This window comes from Bacillus cereus group sp. MYBK216-1, from assembly GCF_051916495.1.
In the GTDB taxonomy this organism is placed as follows: Bacteria; Bacillota; Bacilli; order Bacillales; family Bacillaceae_G; genus Bacillus_A; species Bacillus_A thuringiensis_K.
In genome coordinates, this window is record NZ_JBQAGT010000012.1 from 64,396 (window position 1) to 79,313 (window position 14,918).

The following is a 14,918-nucleotide window of genomic DNA, read 5'->3' on the forward strand; positions in this document are numbered from 1 at the left end:
CTTAATTTCATATGTTCTGATTTGATTGTAGTTTTTTGTGTTTAGTTCAAACGTAATTCTATCATCTTAAATAATAAAAATCAATAAAATTGTATAAAAGTATATAAAAAATTAATGATTAATATAATTCAACAAGCTTGCGTCTTTTCGGATGTATGTTATTTGCAGTACGTGCCATGATCTGTTCATCTGCGTCGATAGTAACACCTTCATTTTGGAGGGATAGCAGTAATACGTTGTCATAAGTGTCCATTAAAAGTATATCTCTAGCCTTGTTTCGCTTTGGATAAATCACAACAAGTGGCACCCCTTCATCGCCTTCTCTTCTTGAAAACACAACGTCGTCTAATCTAGCAATCATTCGGTAATCATTTTCATTCCCAAAAATAAAGAAGAAATCTTGCATAGCATCTTTATCTCTTCTATACGTTCGTCTAAGACCGCCATCTATTGTTTCCTTAAATGTTTGGACTTTTTCAACATATGCGTAGCGCCAGTCAGCATCTCCTACTGTACGTTGAGATAAAGGCTGAAGAATATCTTGTTCAAAGTTTTGATTATCATCTATTCCTAGAATGATATCTGAAATAACATCTCCAGCTTCTTTCAAAGAGCAGATGTGTATATTTAGATTTGGTAGATTCATTAAAAGTTCATGATACTCTCGCATAGAAAATAAGAGATTTTTCATACGTACGTATGGTGGGTCAGCATCTTCCACAAGGAACATCGATTTGTCATACATAACAAAAACAACAGTTATATTCTCATTGTTTTTTTGAGCATATTCAATATACTTTCCCACCTTTTCAATTAAGGTAGCATTCGTTTCTTTGCACATATCCATTTCAATGTAAATATTTTTGTCTTGATATGAAATGTGTTCATCGGGAATTAAGAGTAAACCTGCATCTTCAATTTCTGTTTTCTTTTGTTTTTGATGATATGAGCGAATATCTAGCTCACATAATAACTTATTTGTATTGGTTTTTTTCGACACTTCTAAAAGTGTACGTACTAATGTTTCTCGTGAGCAGAGTGTATGTAACGAGATTGAAGAAGAATATCTACGTTTTGAAGATCCTGTAGGAATCCGTCCTATTTCTTGAAGGTAATCGACCATTCTATCTTTTAAGGAGAATGTCGCACGTCTGGTTATACTATCATCTCTTTTATCAATTTTTTTAGTTAAGATAGCACCGTATTTTGAAAAACGATTAAGCTTTGTAAACACACTATCCTCAGAAAAATCCCTACCTTCAAATGCACTATAAAGCTGAGTAATTTGTCGTGTAGTAAGATGCCTTTTGTAATATAAAAATGTGAATACAAATATATCAGCCTCTTTTAAACGAAAAGATTTCTGTGTGCCTTTACTTGTATATTTATACGTTTTACTTTTCATTATATGCAACTCCATAATTCGAATTTATTTTCAATAAATAACCACCATTTCTATATATCTTATTACAGCAAAATTTAGTTGTAAATTATTAAAAGTTTAAACTGAATTTGCGCTAATCTAGATACTAAAACTCGTACGCTGAAGTTTGGATTACTTCTCTTCCGGAAAATCTGCTAGAAACATTGATTTATATAGTCTTAGAGTTCTTTTAAAATTGTTCGGACGGAAGACATGTTTTAACCGAACAATTTATTAAAGGATAAAGTATACGAATACAATTGTTAGGACGGCCTAACAATTTATTTAAACTATCTCATTATATAAAGCTGTGTTAAACATGCAGAAAATATAATAGATATCTTATTTGTTAATTGTATTTTTTTATTGCTATTGAAATAGAAAAAGACCGACAAAAATTATATTTGTCGGTCTTTTGTTTAGAATGATAATTTCTTTTTTACTGGTTGTGAATCGTCAGCAACTTCTACTTCAGGTTCAGCACCAAAATTCAATTTTTTCTTTTTAGGCTTTTCTTCTTGTACTGAATCATCAAATGCAAAAAGTTTATTTAAAACAGCATTTGATTTCTTAGAATTAGCTTGCTCACGTTCTTCTTTAATTCTCGTAATCTCATCAATAATATCACTCACACGTTTTGGCAATGGTAGTCCTGCAACAACTGAATAGAATTTTACTATATCCTCTTCTTTTTTCGTTGTATGTTTATTAACATATGGAGCTATAGGACGTTCGTCTACATATGGAGTTCTATCTTTTAAGAAGTTTTCCATTTGGTTAAGGAAAGAGAAGTTATATAATCGACCTGCTCGTAGCGGTGATGTAACGATAGATAGTGCACTCTTTTTAGCGCTTTCTAGCTCTTCTCTTTCTGTATCGTATAAAACACCTTTTTCTAGTGCGTTCCCTAATTGAGTCAAATAACCTAGCGGGTTTTCAGTGTCTAATTGATTTGATTTTAGTTCTAGTTTTGCTAATGATAAAACGCCTGGTGTATTAATTACTTGAGCAAATTCACTCGCATCAAAGTGTGTATCTGAAAACGGTGTAAATGATGAAGTAACTAGATTAATCTCATGTAATGCATCAGCAATATATTTGTTACTATAACTAGTATATTCGTTTGCTAAAGCACTTGGATTTTCCTCTTCAAATTTTCTATATAGTTTAGCGTTATCTATTAATACAATTGAGCCAAAAGCTTCTTGGTTCATTGCAATACTACGAATGCGTGAAGTTGCATTTTCTAATACTTTTAAAGCCTCTGCATCACGTGGTAAAGTTAGTAATAATCCAAAATTGTAATCATGTTCATATAGCATTTCAATTGCCTTTAATAGAGCTCCAGTTCCTGTTCCTCCACCAAGGCCACAAGTAATCCAAATGAAATCACGATCTTCAAATTCCTGCTTAACTGCTTCGAAAATCTTTGATTCATGCTTTACAAATGCTTCCTCACCAACTTGTGGATTACGAGCTGCACCCTGCTCATATCCTTCTAACTGTATTTTACGTACATTTCCCCCATTTTTAATCTCAATTTTGTTAAAATCTTGACTATTTGTATTAACAAGAATCGCACGATATGGGTATTTGTTATTTTTAATTTGAGTTTCTTTATTTGCACACTCCGCTGCGATTGCGCATCCACCCATACCTAGTCCTAAGAATCCAAATTTTAAACTAATATTTCCTTGGCTTTCGATCTCTGAAAAATTGCCTGCCATATGTATATCCTCCCTCAAGTATATATTTTAGTTGTTTTTCTCAACTCTTTTTTCTTTTTTCTAGTTCTTTGATCAAAACATTACCTAGATCTGTCACTTCGTAAACTCGAACGCGTCCAAATGGTTTAAAAGATATCAACCCTGCCCCTTCAAGTCGTGCAGTCATAATATCCAAAGCATATCGCGATGGAAGTATTTTTTTACCCTCATAATCTTTCTCATTTTCAATTTGATATTCTTTATGATACTGATTGATACAATCCCAAAGTTTTTCCTTGTGCATTGCTCCCTCAGCATATAGGACACGTAGAGCCCAAATACCGTCATTTAAATTCTCACAGAGTACATCAATAATTTCATTGCTGCTCATTGATATATTAGACACTAATTTCACACCACCTTTAATAAAAAGCAAAATTTATGTATAGACACAAAAAGCAATAAAAATATTAAGGGATTTAGTCCCGATATAATCACCGTAGATACTTCGGAATATACTTCCGAAGTATCGTATGTATTAACTATAATATATCTCTACGTTTTTATCAAGAACCTTTTGGTATCAATACTTTAAATACTTCCGAAATATTAACCGTAATATCACCCTGAATAATAACGGGTTAAATTAACGTAATAATTACGATAATATATCCCTTTGTTTTTACCTAATAACTCTTATTTGTAATTAGAAATATGCAAAATTAATTGGCATAAGAGTAGATTAATTGCTTCTATGATGTGCTGATTTTGTAAATATTGAGCAATAAAACACGCTCGCTCAACTAATCACTGCTCAATAACATAGGAATTTAGATATAAAATCCAATGAATGAGCAATGAATGATCGAGTGATCAAGCGTTAAAAACCATGATATTTTGTGCAATCTACAAAGGTGTTCTTTTAGTTTCTACAGAATTTTTATATAATGTATATAGGACAAGCATCATATAGTTAGGTGGTGAGCAAATGATTGATGAACAGTTAAGCGATGGTTATTATCGCGTATCTGAAGTAGCAACCATGCTTGATATTCCTGAAAGTACTCTTCGTAGATGGTTGAACGATTTTGATGAGTACTTGAACATAAAAAAAGAACGCCAACTTAAATATGTTCATGAGGATAGTATTGATACAGTAAAAAAGATTAAACATTATTATTCTGAGTCAAAGAAAAAGCACGAAATTGTTGGGCTTTTAGATATGGATCCGACGGTTATTCGAAATGTTTATGCTGAAGATGTTGACGGTGATGGTGAACCAAAAGAAACTTCATTAGTTAAAGCACAGCAGGTCAATCTAGACTTTATAGAAGCTTTGACTGAAAAAATTACTGAGGAAGTTACAGCTAAAGTAACTGAAGAATTAACAAAACAAAATATGGAATTCTTCGCTGCGGTGGCTAAACAAAGTCAGGATAATTTCGATAGAATCAATAAGCGTTTAGAGGAACGTGACGAAAAGTTAATGAGTACTATACGATTAATTCAAGAACAAAAAAGCGCTAATGCTCAGAGACAAGAAAATACTGAACAAAAAGGCGGGTTTTTCTCAAAGCTTTTTGGAAAAAAATAAAAAGACTATCTTTTGATAGTCTTTTTATTTTGATTATATTTAATATCATTTTTGAACTACTCACCACTTAACGTCCTTACGGGCTGTTTGAAGTGGGAGATTCCTGCGAACACCAATGTATCCACTAGTTATCTTAGCAGGCTCTACCCGTAGTCCCTACGGTGAGAACATAAGTATCTTGTACGTTGGCGCACCACACTACCTACTTTAGCTTGGTTTTCGCAACTTCGGCAAGCATGGGACGATAGAACGCTGAAGATTTTACGGTTGTAACGTTTTTCTGCAACCAACCTCATCTCTTCAGCTTTCGAAGATCAATCTGTACAAGTAAATGATAGCAAATATGTTGGCTTATGCCAACTGACATTCATCGCCCACCTCAAATTGGTGTTTCACACCTTCACATTTTTGAGGAAGGAGTCTTCTGTCGGAAAACGATAAAAAGTATGATTCATTCACAACTATTGTTTTAAACTGTAATAATCATGGCACTCAAGTATAGTTTACTTTGTTATTTTACAATATAAAGAGTTTGCTAATTTTATTTCTTCCAACCTTTAAAATCGGCATACTTTTTATATTCTTTTTCAATTACGCCCTTATACCTTTTATTATCACTTTCAGGTCTAGATGGTTTATTATTATATTCATTAATGTCTCCGTCTGCATTTAGCCATTGAGGATTATTATAAGCATATTTATAGATGAATCGTCTAGCTTCTTTTAATGAATTAAACTCACCTAAATATAACTTAGGTTGCGCAACTCTGTACCCATATACCAAATAAGTTGTACCATGCTCTCCCAAAGTTTCGAAAAAAGGTTTTGGTATCGAATTAATTTTCTCCATTTATATCCTCCTATTTAATAATAGTTTCATTCTATTTAATTAGTAGAATCAAACTATTATTATGCGAACTTTTTACATTAATCCTTAAAAAATAGTTTACCAATCAATCAGCTTTATTAGAAATGCATACTTCGTTTCCTCTAAAACTTTCATATACAAACAACCACTCAATCATTCGCTGATCAGCCACCTTGAAATGATGAACCGATTGACTGGTGATTAATTGACTGATTGAGACTCCATTTAATAAAATAAAATCAACCGCTCAATCACCACTCGATTTACTGGAAATAATATTGGTTTTCTGGCGTAAGTGACTGGTGATTAATCGGGCGATTGTTTATAGGGGTGATTATAAAAGCACCATGTATGCACTTTTGCAGCAATATTTAGTTGATTGAGCGTTAATCAGGAAGCTGATCGATGGATATTTAGGTTGTTCTTACTTGTGTTGGATTGACTTTTGATTGAGCGTCGCTCAATGGGGTGTTTGAGTGGTAGTTTTCATTTATATTTATTTAACAAAGGTCATACTTTTAGAAAATCACCTTGCAACGATGAAAAAACTATATATGATGTAGTTACTTTAATAATTTTGTATTTTTTTAGATACAGATTTATTAACGATAAAATATTTATATAATAAAAAAATAAAATATAATAAAGCAAAAAAAGGTTCATCAGCCCAATGAAGTAGCGCCAACTACTTCATTGTGGTACACCGCACAAAAATCCCAAAAGAAATTTCCGATCGACAGCGGTAAACAAAGCCAATAAACCTTTTTATTTTGCATGAAATTATAAGATAATTTTACTGTATCTTATGTATTTGTGCAAATTAAAAAGGGGATTTCTTGCGTATTTTTAGGCATTGTTTACCGTGATAATACATATATTACTTTTTTTATTAGTAATATTTTGTATCCGTGGTATGACAGTGCCTTTTTCCGCTCTTTTGAAAGGAGTTAGCAACATTATGCATACGCAAATGGCTTTTTCCCAACAGAACTTTAAAGTTCATGGGGGTAAGTTTTTTGATGGACTATTAAACACCATAAAACTAGAAAATGAAAGAAAAGAGTTACCATCTTCAGCTTTAGCTACTTACATCTTGCTTCACTTTGAATGCAATGATATAGGAATGATTCCACGTGAATTTCAAATAATGGATCTTGCTAAGAAAAGCGGGATTCCCTACACAACAATTTATACAGGTTTTCAGGTTTGTTTGGAGCGTGAGCTTGTAAAAGAAGCACCTGTTGGAAATCGTACTGTATATGAAATTGTAGATTATGCATTGTATAACCATACTGCTTCGGAAACTTCAAACATGTCAGGTATAACTCTTTCGTATTTCCGTATTCCATTTCACCTTATCCAAACAATGATACTGAGTAGTCTAGTAAAGGCTCGTGATAATAGGGGAATTATGTTCCTTCTAAATTTAATCAACACTTTTTCAAGAAAAGTGGGTATGGAACATTATAAACATAATATTGATGAGTTCCAGATCACAAGAAGAATGGCTTTCTTAAAAGAAAGATTAAAGCGTAATGCAAAAAAAGTACGACAATACATAGAAATTATAAAACCTATTGTGCAATTTACTGCAATTGACTCTAAAGAGAAAAATTCTAATGAATCACGAATTACAAGTGTAAGAAAACAAGTAAAACAAATCATCATTGAGAAGTTTAATGTTGTGTTTTCTTCAAACTGCGTAATAGAGGATGATAAAAAAGAATTACATAGACCAATAGCAAAGTGCAGAAAAGAAGCAGTGTCTCGTTTAAAGCATATGGGACAAGCGTTACGAAAAAAAGATAAAGAAAATATAATGACTGCATTTAGACAAGAAATTGTTTTTCACGCAATCTATCATGCCTTTCGAGAGGACTCCCACCTCTAAACGTAAGTGAAGGTGGTGAGGTGAATTGAAAGAAATATTTTATTTTCAAGAAAAACAGAAACGTACGTTCCGTTTTTGCTATAATATCCTTAACAAGGAGGTGAATAAAATGACAAAGGAAAATCCATCAAACTATAAAACTCTTCAAATCTGGATTAAAAAAGGGCATCGTATGTATTCTTATTTTCAAGAATGTTGTCATAACGCTAAGAATATGTACAACACCACAAACTTTTATATACGCCAGGTGTACACTGGATTAACACAAGAAAAAGAGTTGCAGCCTTTGCAAAAAGAAGTTCTGGATAATATTCATAAAAATATTGGTAAGATGAATGACACACAACGTCTTGCCTATCAGAAGAAATTGGAAAAAGAGAAATTAAAGCCTAAAGAAGAACAGAAAGAGATTAAATGTAATTTGTTTTCAGAACCTAATTTTGAAAAACCTTATGTAGATTACAACCTTCTAGATGCACTATTTAAGGCTATGATTCAAAATGATTATCGAGCTTTGCCTACGCAATGTAGCCAGTCCATCATGAAAGGTTTGTTCCAAAATTGGAAATCTTTTTTTGCTAGTTTAAAAGACTATAAAAAGAATCCAAACAAATATGCTGGAATGCCTAGGATTCCAAAGTATATTCGTTCTTTTGAAAAAGAGATTCTGTATACAAACCAAGATTGCATCATTAAAAACGGTAGATTTTTAAAGTTTCCAAAGACGAAATTGCAATTAAATATTGGGAAACTAGGTTTCACTGAAGGTAAACTGAAACAAGTTCGTGTGATTCCAAAATACAATGAATATGTAGTGGAATTGGTAATTGATGTTCCTTCTGAACAACAAATGATTGAAGAGAACGCTCGTTATATGAGTATTGATTTAGGTATTGATAACCTTGCAACCATCGTAACAAACACAGGTATGAAACCTGTCCTTGTTAAGGGCAAACATGTCAAAAACATAAATCAATATTACAATAAAATGAGGAGTCATTTTACAAGTATTCTTAGAAATGGAAAACAAACTAATGAAGGACCTTTTACTTCTAAAAGGATAGAAAAACTTCATCAAAAACGTTACTTGAAAATAAAAGACGTCTTCCATAAAGTTAGTCACCACATCGTAAAACTAGCTCAAGAAGAAGACGTTTGTAAAATCGTTATTGGTCAAAACAAAAGTTGGAAACAAGAAACGAATATGGGAAAAAGAAATAACCAATCGTTTTGTCATATCCCGCATAATTTACTGATTCAAATGATTACATACAAAGCAAATGCTGTAGGCATTCACGTTGTTGTAACTGAAGAATCATATACATCGAAAGCAAGTTTTCTGGATAACGACTTCATTCCAACGTATGGAGAAAATGACCAAAATACAACTTTTTCAGGAAAACGAATAAAGCGCGGCATATATCGTTCAGCAAATAAAACTTTAATTAATGCAGATGTAAATGCTGCGGCTAACATTTTACGAAAAGTAATCCCAAATGCATGGACAAATGGGATAGAGGGGTTAGGCGTGAAACAGCTCGCTAATGTGTTAACTCCCCTGACGTTAATCGTCCGTTAGGTCGAAACGTTAGAAACCCCCACTTCAAGCTTTGCTAAGTGGGGGAGTGTTCATTCCAGCATTTATGCGTGTACAGTTTAGAGATTCATGGACGGATTTTAAAGAAAAAAGCTTATCTGTAGAAGAAAGACACGATGCAAGGATAAATTATTATAAGCAAAATGGTGTTTATCCTGACTTTATGTAATTTAAAAAAATAAATACAGCAGCCCTTGTTAAAAAATCACTTAAAAGCAAGGGTTATTTGGCATGTTCTTTATTTTGAAGACATGCTTTTTTATTTAGGAAAATATTTCTACGATCATTTTTACGCAAGTATATAAGCTGCTAACGCTACGTTTAAATACGATTCAGTGTGTTTATAATTCAATTCAATACTTGTGAATATCTTAATTATTTTATTATAGACTTGTGAATTATATGATGGGAGGCTTGTTTGTATTGGGGATATTACGATAGGGAATTTATCTTAATAGCAAGGAACGTATGTAATACAAGGCTTTAGAGGTATTTGCTAAATCCCTTTATAATTAATAATTGAGTTTAGTTATATATATTTCTTGTTGTTTGTATATAAAATACTTGTCATTATTTATATTTAATTACTTGTATTTTCTTAGATTAGATACATAGAAAAATAGAAAGAAGGAATAAATATAAGTTTCCAAGGGGGTAATTAATCTATTGACTTTTAAAATTCATAGAGGTATTCTTATACGTGAACAACAATTAACTAAGAGAAATATACAAATTAATAGATTTAATTTCTAGCTAAACGGACACACCGAAGGCACATAACCTGCCATCGGTGTGTCTTTTTTTTGTATAAATATCAAAAAAGGGAGAATTTGAACTATGAATGAAATTGTAAACATGAGTAAAGAGAGATTTACAAAGTATTGTGAGGGCAATGCAGCATTTGAGGAGAATATTAGTTGCATTATTAATCACTACTTTTTATTACTAGGAAATAAAGCAAATATATTACAAGAAAGAGAATTTAATAACGAAATTAAAGAAAAAACGTTTAAAAATAATGTAAAGCGTTTTGAAACTCTATTCCCTGCAGCTGTTAAGAATGCATTTTTAAAAGGGTATCAATTATGTCTAGAGTTTATACATCATCCTGAAACACAAATACCTGAGAATTTATATACTGATCCGAATTTTATAAAGGACATTCCTTTTGCCCTAGCAAATGCATCCGAATATGAATTGTACGAAATCATTCGAACAGATGAAACACAGGAATTTAGTGTGTTTGCTATACGAACATATGAGGGAATTCGTCCATTATTAGAACAAGTATTTTGTGAAGTTGCATATAGTGGTGCTGAATATGCTTTTGAACATGAACGATTAGAAAGAGGATTTGAATTAGTGAAAGGTGATACCACTTTATTAACCAAAGTTCCTGTAGATCGTTTCTTCTCAATTACGCCTTCTGTAAACGGAGTTGTTGTGCATGCGGAAGAGCATTGTGAGATTTGGACTTTAAATTGGAATAGCAAAGTAACCATTGATAATCCTTTTATTGAGGTTGCTGAGGTTACATTTATTCATCAAACAAAGGATATGATTCAAAAAAATATTGAAGATGGTGTTCTATACCACAGCTTTCTTTATCTTGATACACCTTTACATGAGATACAAGATCGATTAGAAATACGACTAAAACTAAATTCTGATTTTGGGGCTCCACGTTCAATGGAACAAGTCGAAATGGAGTATATTCTGAATGAGATTATTGGGAAGGTTCATCTTCAGACGCAAATTCCAATCGAAAACATGATTTTAATCCAACGTTAGAGTTTGTAGGAGGTTCACTATGGTAAAAAAAATCGTTTTAGCTATTAGCGATACTGTATATACGGCATATTTACGTGAGGATTTTATTGGTGCGGGATTTGAAGTAGCTGATAGTGATGTGATGCACATCAAGTATCTAGATGAAATTCTAGATACGGAACAGCCCAATATTCTATGTATTAATGACAAACGATTAAATATTGATGCGGGACATGAAGAGAAACGTGAATTGATTATCTTACAGAAATTAAGGGATATTCGCTTTAATCGGGATATTCGTATTGTGGTATTTACAGAGCGTGAAAATGATGATGAGTTTTTGGCGAAACTGATTTATTTAGGTATTTATGACATTTTTAACTCTCGTAAAATTGATATTGATAATAAAGTAATCCCGCAGCTGTTACAGGAATCGGATATTAAAAATGTAGCGGAAATTGTAGGAGCAAGTCAGGCACCACAACAAACAAAGTTGCCTGAGGTTCCTGTTGATGAGGAAGAAGAGGAAGCATCAAGTGAATTAGGGGAAGGCGGCAACAGTGAACCTGCCTCTAATTCCAACAAACTATTTAAAAACAAACAAAAGCGTAAGTCTGTTCCAGATGAGATGCCAAAAGCACCTATTATAAAAAAACAGTATAAATTTGCTTTTGAGCCGGTATATGAAAAACAAATCGGTATTGCTATTCCGAGAAGAACAATTGTTGTGGCCAGCATGAACAGGAGAAGTGGTGCAACTTTTGTTTCACATCTTTTAGCAGCTTACTTAAATGAACTACAGATTGATGTGAATTATATAGAGAATCTATATGATGATGGATATACGTATCCTTTATTAAAGGGATATACAGAAGCACCAGAAAATTATCGAAGTGAATTTATGTTGCAGCGGTATAAAGAGATGCTACAGAAGGAATCTGATATATTATCAATTCCAAAATGGAAGCAAGGAAGAATAAATTATATCGTAAAGAATCCTATAGTGGACCAAGAGCTGAAAAACGAGACAGAGCAAGACTTTGATCATTTTATTAAGGTTTTATTGGCCAACCAAGAAGCACCTATATCTATTATTGATGCAGGGAGCGATTGGGATAAAGATTTATACCGTGAGATATGTGAAATGGCGGATTACATATTCTTTGTAGCGGAACCAGATCTGCATCAATTGCTAAAGATAGCGCATCCTCTTACACCAAAAGAGAGAAAGCTCGTTTCTTACTTAGCTTTAGAGAAAGTGAGGATCATTGGGAATAAGTTTTCTCCTGCACTTTTAAGGCATGAAGTAGTAGAGGAATGTTTTGGAGATAAGTTATTAACTGCTTTACCACCATATGATGTTGAGGATGTGTTTGAATCTCAACTGAATAGCAGTACGTTACTATCTAGTCGGAATTATTATAAAGAGCTAGAAGGAATACTGAAGGAAATAGTTGAGCTACTGCTACCAAATCAATTGTTGAATCCAAAAAAAAGTTCCATTTTAAGTGGATTTCGATTTCGAAAGTCTGAAAGTTAAGGGGGATGAAGAGGAATGCAAAAATTTATTATAGGTGCCGCCTCATTATTATTATTTGTTGGCTGTTTATTCTTAATGACAGATATGATTATTGGAGATACAACACATACCGATAATAAGTCTGCACTTGAACGTGCTGGAAGTACGGCAATGGATAAATCCGTAAAAGTAGGTGTTTTACGAGCACAAGAAGAAATTGCTATTGAACCAGAAATCGCAAAGAAAGAATTTGAAAAGTCTTATAACCAAAATGCAACATTTAAGGATCCGGCATCAAAACGAGAGTTTTCTGTACATGCTGTACAAGAGCAACCTGCAATGATTGCGGTTGAAGGAGAAGCTGAAGCTGCTAGTTATACTAAACAATTTGATGAAAAGCAAGGCAGCATTAAGAGTAACGCAAAACATATATTTATTTATGAAGCAGATTCTGACAACAAGAAAGCTGGAGGAAACGTGAAATAAATAAGAAAAAGTAGGTGTGTAAGAAATGCAAAATACAGTAACAACAGCGCTTTTTCTAACGCTTTCTTTACTATTGATAACTCTTATACCAGAAGGTGTACTGTATGGAATGCAGTTAATAAAGGCACATGATTTTGCTTCTAGTACAGTAGAATTAGCAGAAAAAACAGGTGGTTTTCAGTACACGTATGAAGGGAAAAACGTAAATCTAATTCCTGATATAGAGAAGAAAATGAAAGAGCAGAATATGGATGGATGGAAATATGAATATACAAAAGGGCGCGTAGATCATAATCAGCCATTGAATTTTAAGATAAAAGCTGAACATCACTTCTTTATTTTTAAAATGATAGGGATAGATAGTGTGAAAGCACCTATATGGGCTAACAAAGATGGAATGGGACAAATCTATTTCCGTTGAAGATATCAATGTGTTTAAAAAGAGGTAAAAAACTATACTGAAAAGTGTAGTTTTTTTGCTAGAAAAATATATTTAAAAATAAATATATAAAAATACTTTACAAGCCTATTTCTATATGGTAATATTTACCATATAGAACAGTGGTTATAAAAAAACGTTAATTCATAAATTTATATGTTAAATTATCTGGATTTTATATTTAAATTCGGTACAATAAAGGAATCTATGAAAAAACTAATATATTTGGAGGAACAAACAATGGCAAACAAATTTTTAAAAACAGCAACAGCACTAACAATTATGGGTACATCTTTATTAGGAGCAGGAGCATTTACAGCGAAAGCAGCTGATAACACAGACTCATTAAAATTCAATGATGTTCCAGCAAATCACTGGTCAACAAAAGCAATTTATAATTTGACAAATCGTAAAGTAGTGCAAGGGTACGGAAATAATATCTTTGGCTTTGGTGACAATGTAACTCGTGGGCAAGTTGCTCGTATGATTTATATGTACGTAAAGCCGGCAGATGCAGATGCTAGCTTCAAAAATCCTTTTACTGATATTAAAGGACATTTGTTTGAAAAAGAAATCTTGGCACTTGCTAAAGCAGGACTTGTGAATGGATTTGGTGATGGGAAGTACGGTCCAGATGATATTTTAACTCGTGAACAAATGGCACAAGTACTTACAAATGCCTTTAAATTTAAGGCAACGAAAACATCAAAATTTGCAGATGTTGATAAAAATTCTTGGTCTTATGGTGCAATTAGTGCATTAGAGGAAAATGGAGTTACAATTGGTACAGGAGATAATATGTATTCCCCAAAAATGTTTGTAACACGTGAAGCGTATAGTCAGTTCTTATATAACTCTATTAATGCAGTTGAAAAAGAAACAAAACCAGAAGTGAAGCCAGATCCGAAACCTGAAACAAAACCAGAGGAAAAACCAGAAGTGAAACCAGATCCAAAACCTGAAACAAAACCAGAGGAAAAACCAGAAGTGAAGCCAGATCCAAAACCTGAAACAAAACCAGAGGAAAAACCAGAAGTGAAGCCAGACCCGAAACCTGATGTTCAATTGCCTGCAGGCATGGATTCTAATCTAGTCACAGAGAATATTGAATATTACCCTGAAGCAGTAGAAAAAATGCCAGTTGTAAAGCAACAAGTTTCGAATGAAGCACAAAGAATAATAAAAGAGGTTAATGGGAGATTCGGTACAAATTTAAAGTATAGTGAAATTAGTAACGATGTATCATTACTCGATAAAAATATGTATCTTCCTGCAGGTACTATTGGAGCGCAATTTGTTGTGCAATCTGATAATGAAGGAAATTATAAAATTATATTTTTAGATAACAACAAAGCTACAGTATCTTTAACTAAAGAGTGGACGAAATTATTAAGTGGTTTGAACTTAGATAATGAGTTACAGGAAGCAATTGATACACAAAAAACAAAAGTATTTGAGAAAGACAATTTTAAAATCCGTATTGCACACTCAACTGCGGAACATATGATGTATGTTGAAGTGGAAAAGAAATAAAGTTGTTATTATTAGAGAAATTTGATATCATTATACACGTAATATAACAATAAAATAATTTTACGATAATTACGTAAAGGACACACCTTACG

At 32.7% G+C, this 14,918-nt stretch carries 12 protein-coding genes and 1 pseudogene; 9 read left to right on the forward strand and 4 right to left on the reverse strand.

Annotation, left to right across the window (positions count from 1 at the left end):
• Positions 1-118: 118 nt before the first annotated feature.
• From ACTFRH_RS26805 to ACTFRH_RS26815, 3 genes are all read right to left on the reverse strand, one after another.
• Positions 119-1,405 (reverse strand): replication-relaxation family protein, encoded by a 1,287-nt coding sequence (locus ACTFRH_RS26805; protein WP_000837865.1) that lies wholly within the window; start codon positions 1,403-1,405, stop codon positions 119-121.
• A 437-nt stretch (positions 1,406-1,842) separates the two neighbouring features.
• Positions 1,843-3,150 (reverse strand): plasmid replication protein RepX, encoded by a 1,308-nt coding sequence (gene repX, locus ACTFRH_RS26810; RefSeq protein WP_000918305.1) that lies wholly within the window; start codon positions 3,148-3,150, stop codon positions 1,843-1,845.
• A 40-nt stretch (positions 3,151-3,190) separates the two neighbouring features.
• Positions 3,191-3,520 (reverse strand): hypothetical protein, encoded by a 330-nt coding sequence (locus ACTFRH_RS26815; protein WP_033690429.1) that lies wholly within the window; start codon positions 3,518-3,520, stop codon positions 3,191-3,193.
• Positions 3,521-4,117: 597 nt separating this feature from the next.
• On the opposite strand from ACTFRH_RS26815, the gene ACTFRH_RS26820 reads away from it, so the two are divergent.
• On the forward strand, positions 4,118-4,723 hold the full coding sequence (locus ACTFRH_RS26820; protein ID WP_000564664.1) for a DUF3967 domain-containing protein: 606 nt from the start codon (positions 4,118-4,120) through the stop codon (positions 4,721-4,723).
• Between the two features lie 541 nt (positions 4,724-5,264).
• On the opposite strand, the gene ACTFRH_RS26825 is transcribed toward ACTFRH_RS26820, so the two are convergent.
• Positions 5,265-5,573 carry a hypothetical protein gene (locus tag ACTFRH_RS26825; RefSeq protein WP_000411523.1) on the reverse strand — a complete coding sequence of 103 codons (309 nt, stop codon included), beginning with the start codon at positions 5,571-5,573 and terminating at the stop codon, positions 5,265-5,267.
• Positions 5,574-6,549: 976 nt separating this feature from the next.
• On the opposite strand from ACTFRH_RS26825, the pseudogene ACTFRH_RS26830 reads away from it, so the two are divergent.
• The 8 genes and pseudogenes from ACTFRH_RS26830 to ACTFRH_RS26865 form a co-directional block, all read left to right on the forward strand.
• Positions 6,550-7,452, forward strand: a pseudogene (locus ACTFRH_RS26830) (hypothetical protein); the annotation flags it as partial.
• A gap of 139 nt (positions 7,453-7,591) precedes the next feature.
• Positions 7,592-9,061, forward strand: coding sequence for an RNA-guided endonuclease InsQ/TnpB family protein (locus ACTFRH_RS26835; RefSeq protein ID WP_440048844.1), 1,470 nt, complete (start codon positions 7,592-7,594; stop codon positions 9,059-9,061).
• Positions 9,062-9,125: 64 nt separating this feature from the next.
• Positions 9,126-9,248, forward strand: coding sequence for a hypothetical protein (locus tag ACTFRH_RS26840; protein ID WP_277997819.1), 123 nt, complete (start codon positions 9,126-9,128; stop codon positions 9,246-9,248).
• Between the two features lie 668 nt (positions 9,249-9,916).
• Positions 9,917-10,870: a hypothetical protein gene (locus ACTFRH_RS26845; protein WP_440048843.1), complete on the forward strand. Its 954-nt coding sequence runs from the start codon at positions 9,917-9,919 to the stop codon at positions 10,868-10,870.
• 19 nt (positions 10,871-10,889) lie between these two features.
• Positions 10,890-12,389, forward strand: a complete 1,500-nt coding sequence (locus ACTFRH_RS26850; protein WP_000239327.1) for a hypothetical protein — start codon at positions 10,890-10,892, stop codon at positions 12,387-12,389.
• A gap of 15 nt (positions 12,390-12,404) precedes the next feature.
• A complete protein-coding gene (locus ACTFRH_RS26855; protein ID WP_001168872.1) occupies positions 12,405-12,854 on the forward strand; it encodes a hypothetical protein in 450 nt (149 codons plus the stop codon).
• Between the two features lie 25 nt (positions 12,855-12,879).
• The gene (locus tag ACTFRH_RS26860; protein ID WP_001181739.1) at positions 12,880-13,275 is read left to right on the forward strand and encodes a DUF4320 family protein; all 396 of its coding nucleotides are present in this window, start codon (positions 12,880-12,882) and stop codon (positions 13,273-13,275) included.
• A 225-nt stretch (positions 13,276-13,500) separates the two neighbouring features.
• Positions 13,501-14,826 carry an S-layer homology domain-containing protein gene (locus tag ACTFRH_RS26865; protein WP_003304298.1) on the forward strand — a complete coding sequence of 442 codons (1,326 nt, stop codon included), beginning with the start codon at positions 13,501-13,503 and terminating at the stop codon, positions 14,824-14,826.
• Positions 14,827-14,918 lie beyond the last annotated feature (92 nt).

Excerpts from the sequence above, each read along its gene's own strand:
- ACTFRH_RS26850 (WP_000239327.1), top strand. The coding sequence starts at position 10,890 with ATGGTAAAAAAAATCGTTTTAGCTATTAGCGATACTGTATATACGGCA.
- ACTFRH_RS26860 (WP_001181739.1), top strand. The coding sequence starts at position 12,880 with ATGCAAAATACAGTAACAACAGCGCTTTTTCTAACGCTTTCTTTACTA.
- repX (WP_000918305.1), bottom strand. The coding sequence starts at position 3,150 with ATGGCAGGCAATTTTTCAGAGATCGAAAGCCAAGGAAATATTAGTTTA.
- ACTFRH_RS26815 (WP_033690429.1), bottom strand. The coding sequence starts at position 3,520 with ATGAGCAGCAATGAAATTATTGATGTACTCTGTGAGAATTTAAATGAC.
- ACTFRH_RS26845 (WP_440048843.1), top strand. The coding sequence starts at position 9,917 with ATGAATGAAATTGTAAACATGAGTAAAGAGAGATTTACAAAGTATTGT.
- ACTFRH_RS26835 (WP_440048844.1), top strand. The coding sequence starts at position 7,592 with ATGACAAAGGAAAATCCATCAAACTATAAAACTCTTCAAATCTGGATT.
- ACTFRH_RS26855 (WP_001168872.1), top strand. The coding sequence starts at position 12,405 with ATGCAAAAATTTATTATAGGTGCCGCCTCATTATTATTATTTGTTGGC.
- ACTFRH_RS26840 (WP_277997819.1), top strand. The coding sequence starts at position 9,126 with ATGCGTGTACAGTTTAGAGATTCATGGACGGATTTTAAAGAAAAAAGC.
- ACTFRH_RS26865 (WP_003304298.1), top strand. The coding sequence starts at position 13,501 with ATGAAAAAACTAATATATTTGGAGGAACAAACAATGGCAAACAAATTT.
- ACTFRH_RS26820 (WP_000564664.1), top strand. The coding sequence starts at position 4,118 with ATGATTGATGAACAGTTAAGCGATGGTTATTATCGCGTATCTGAAGTA.
- ACTFRH_RS26805 (WP_000837865.1), bottom strand. The coding sequence starts at position 1,405 with ATGAAAAGTAAAACGTATAAATATACAAGTAAAGGCACACAGAAATCT.
- ACTFRH_RS26825 (WP_000411523.1), bottom strand. The coding sequence starts at position 5,573 with ATGGAGAAAATTAATTCGATACCAAAACCTTTTTTCGAAACTTTGGGA.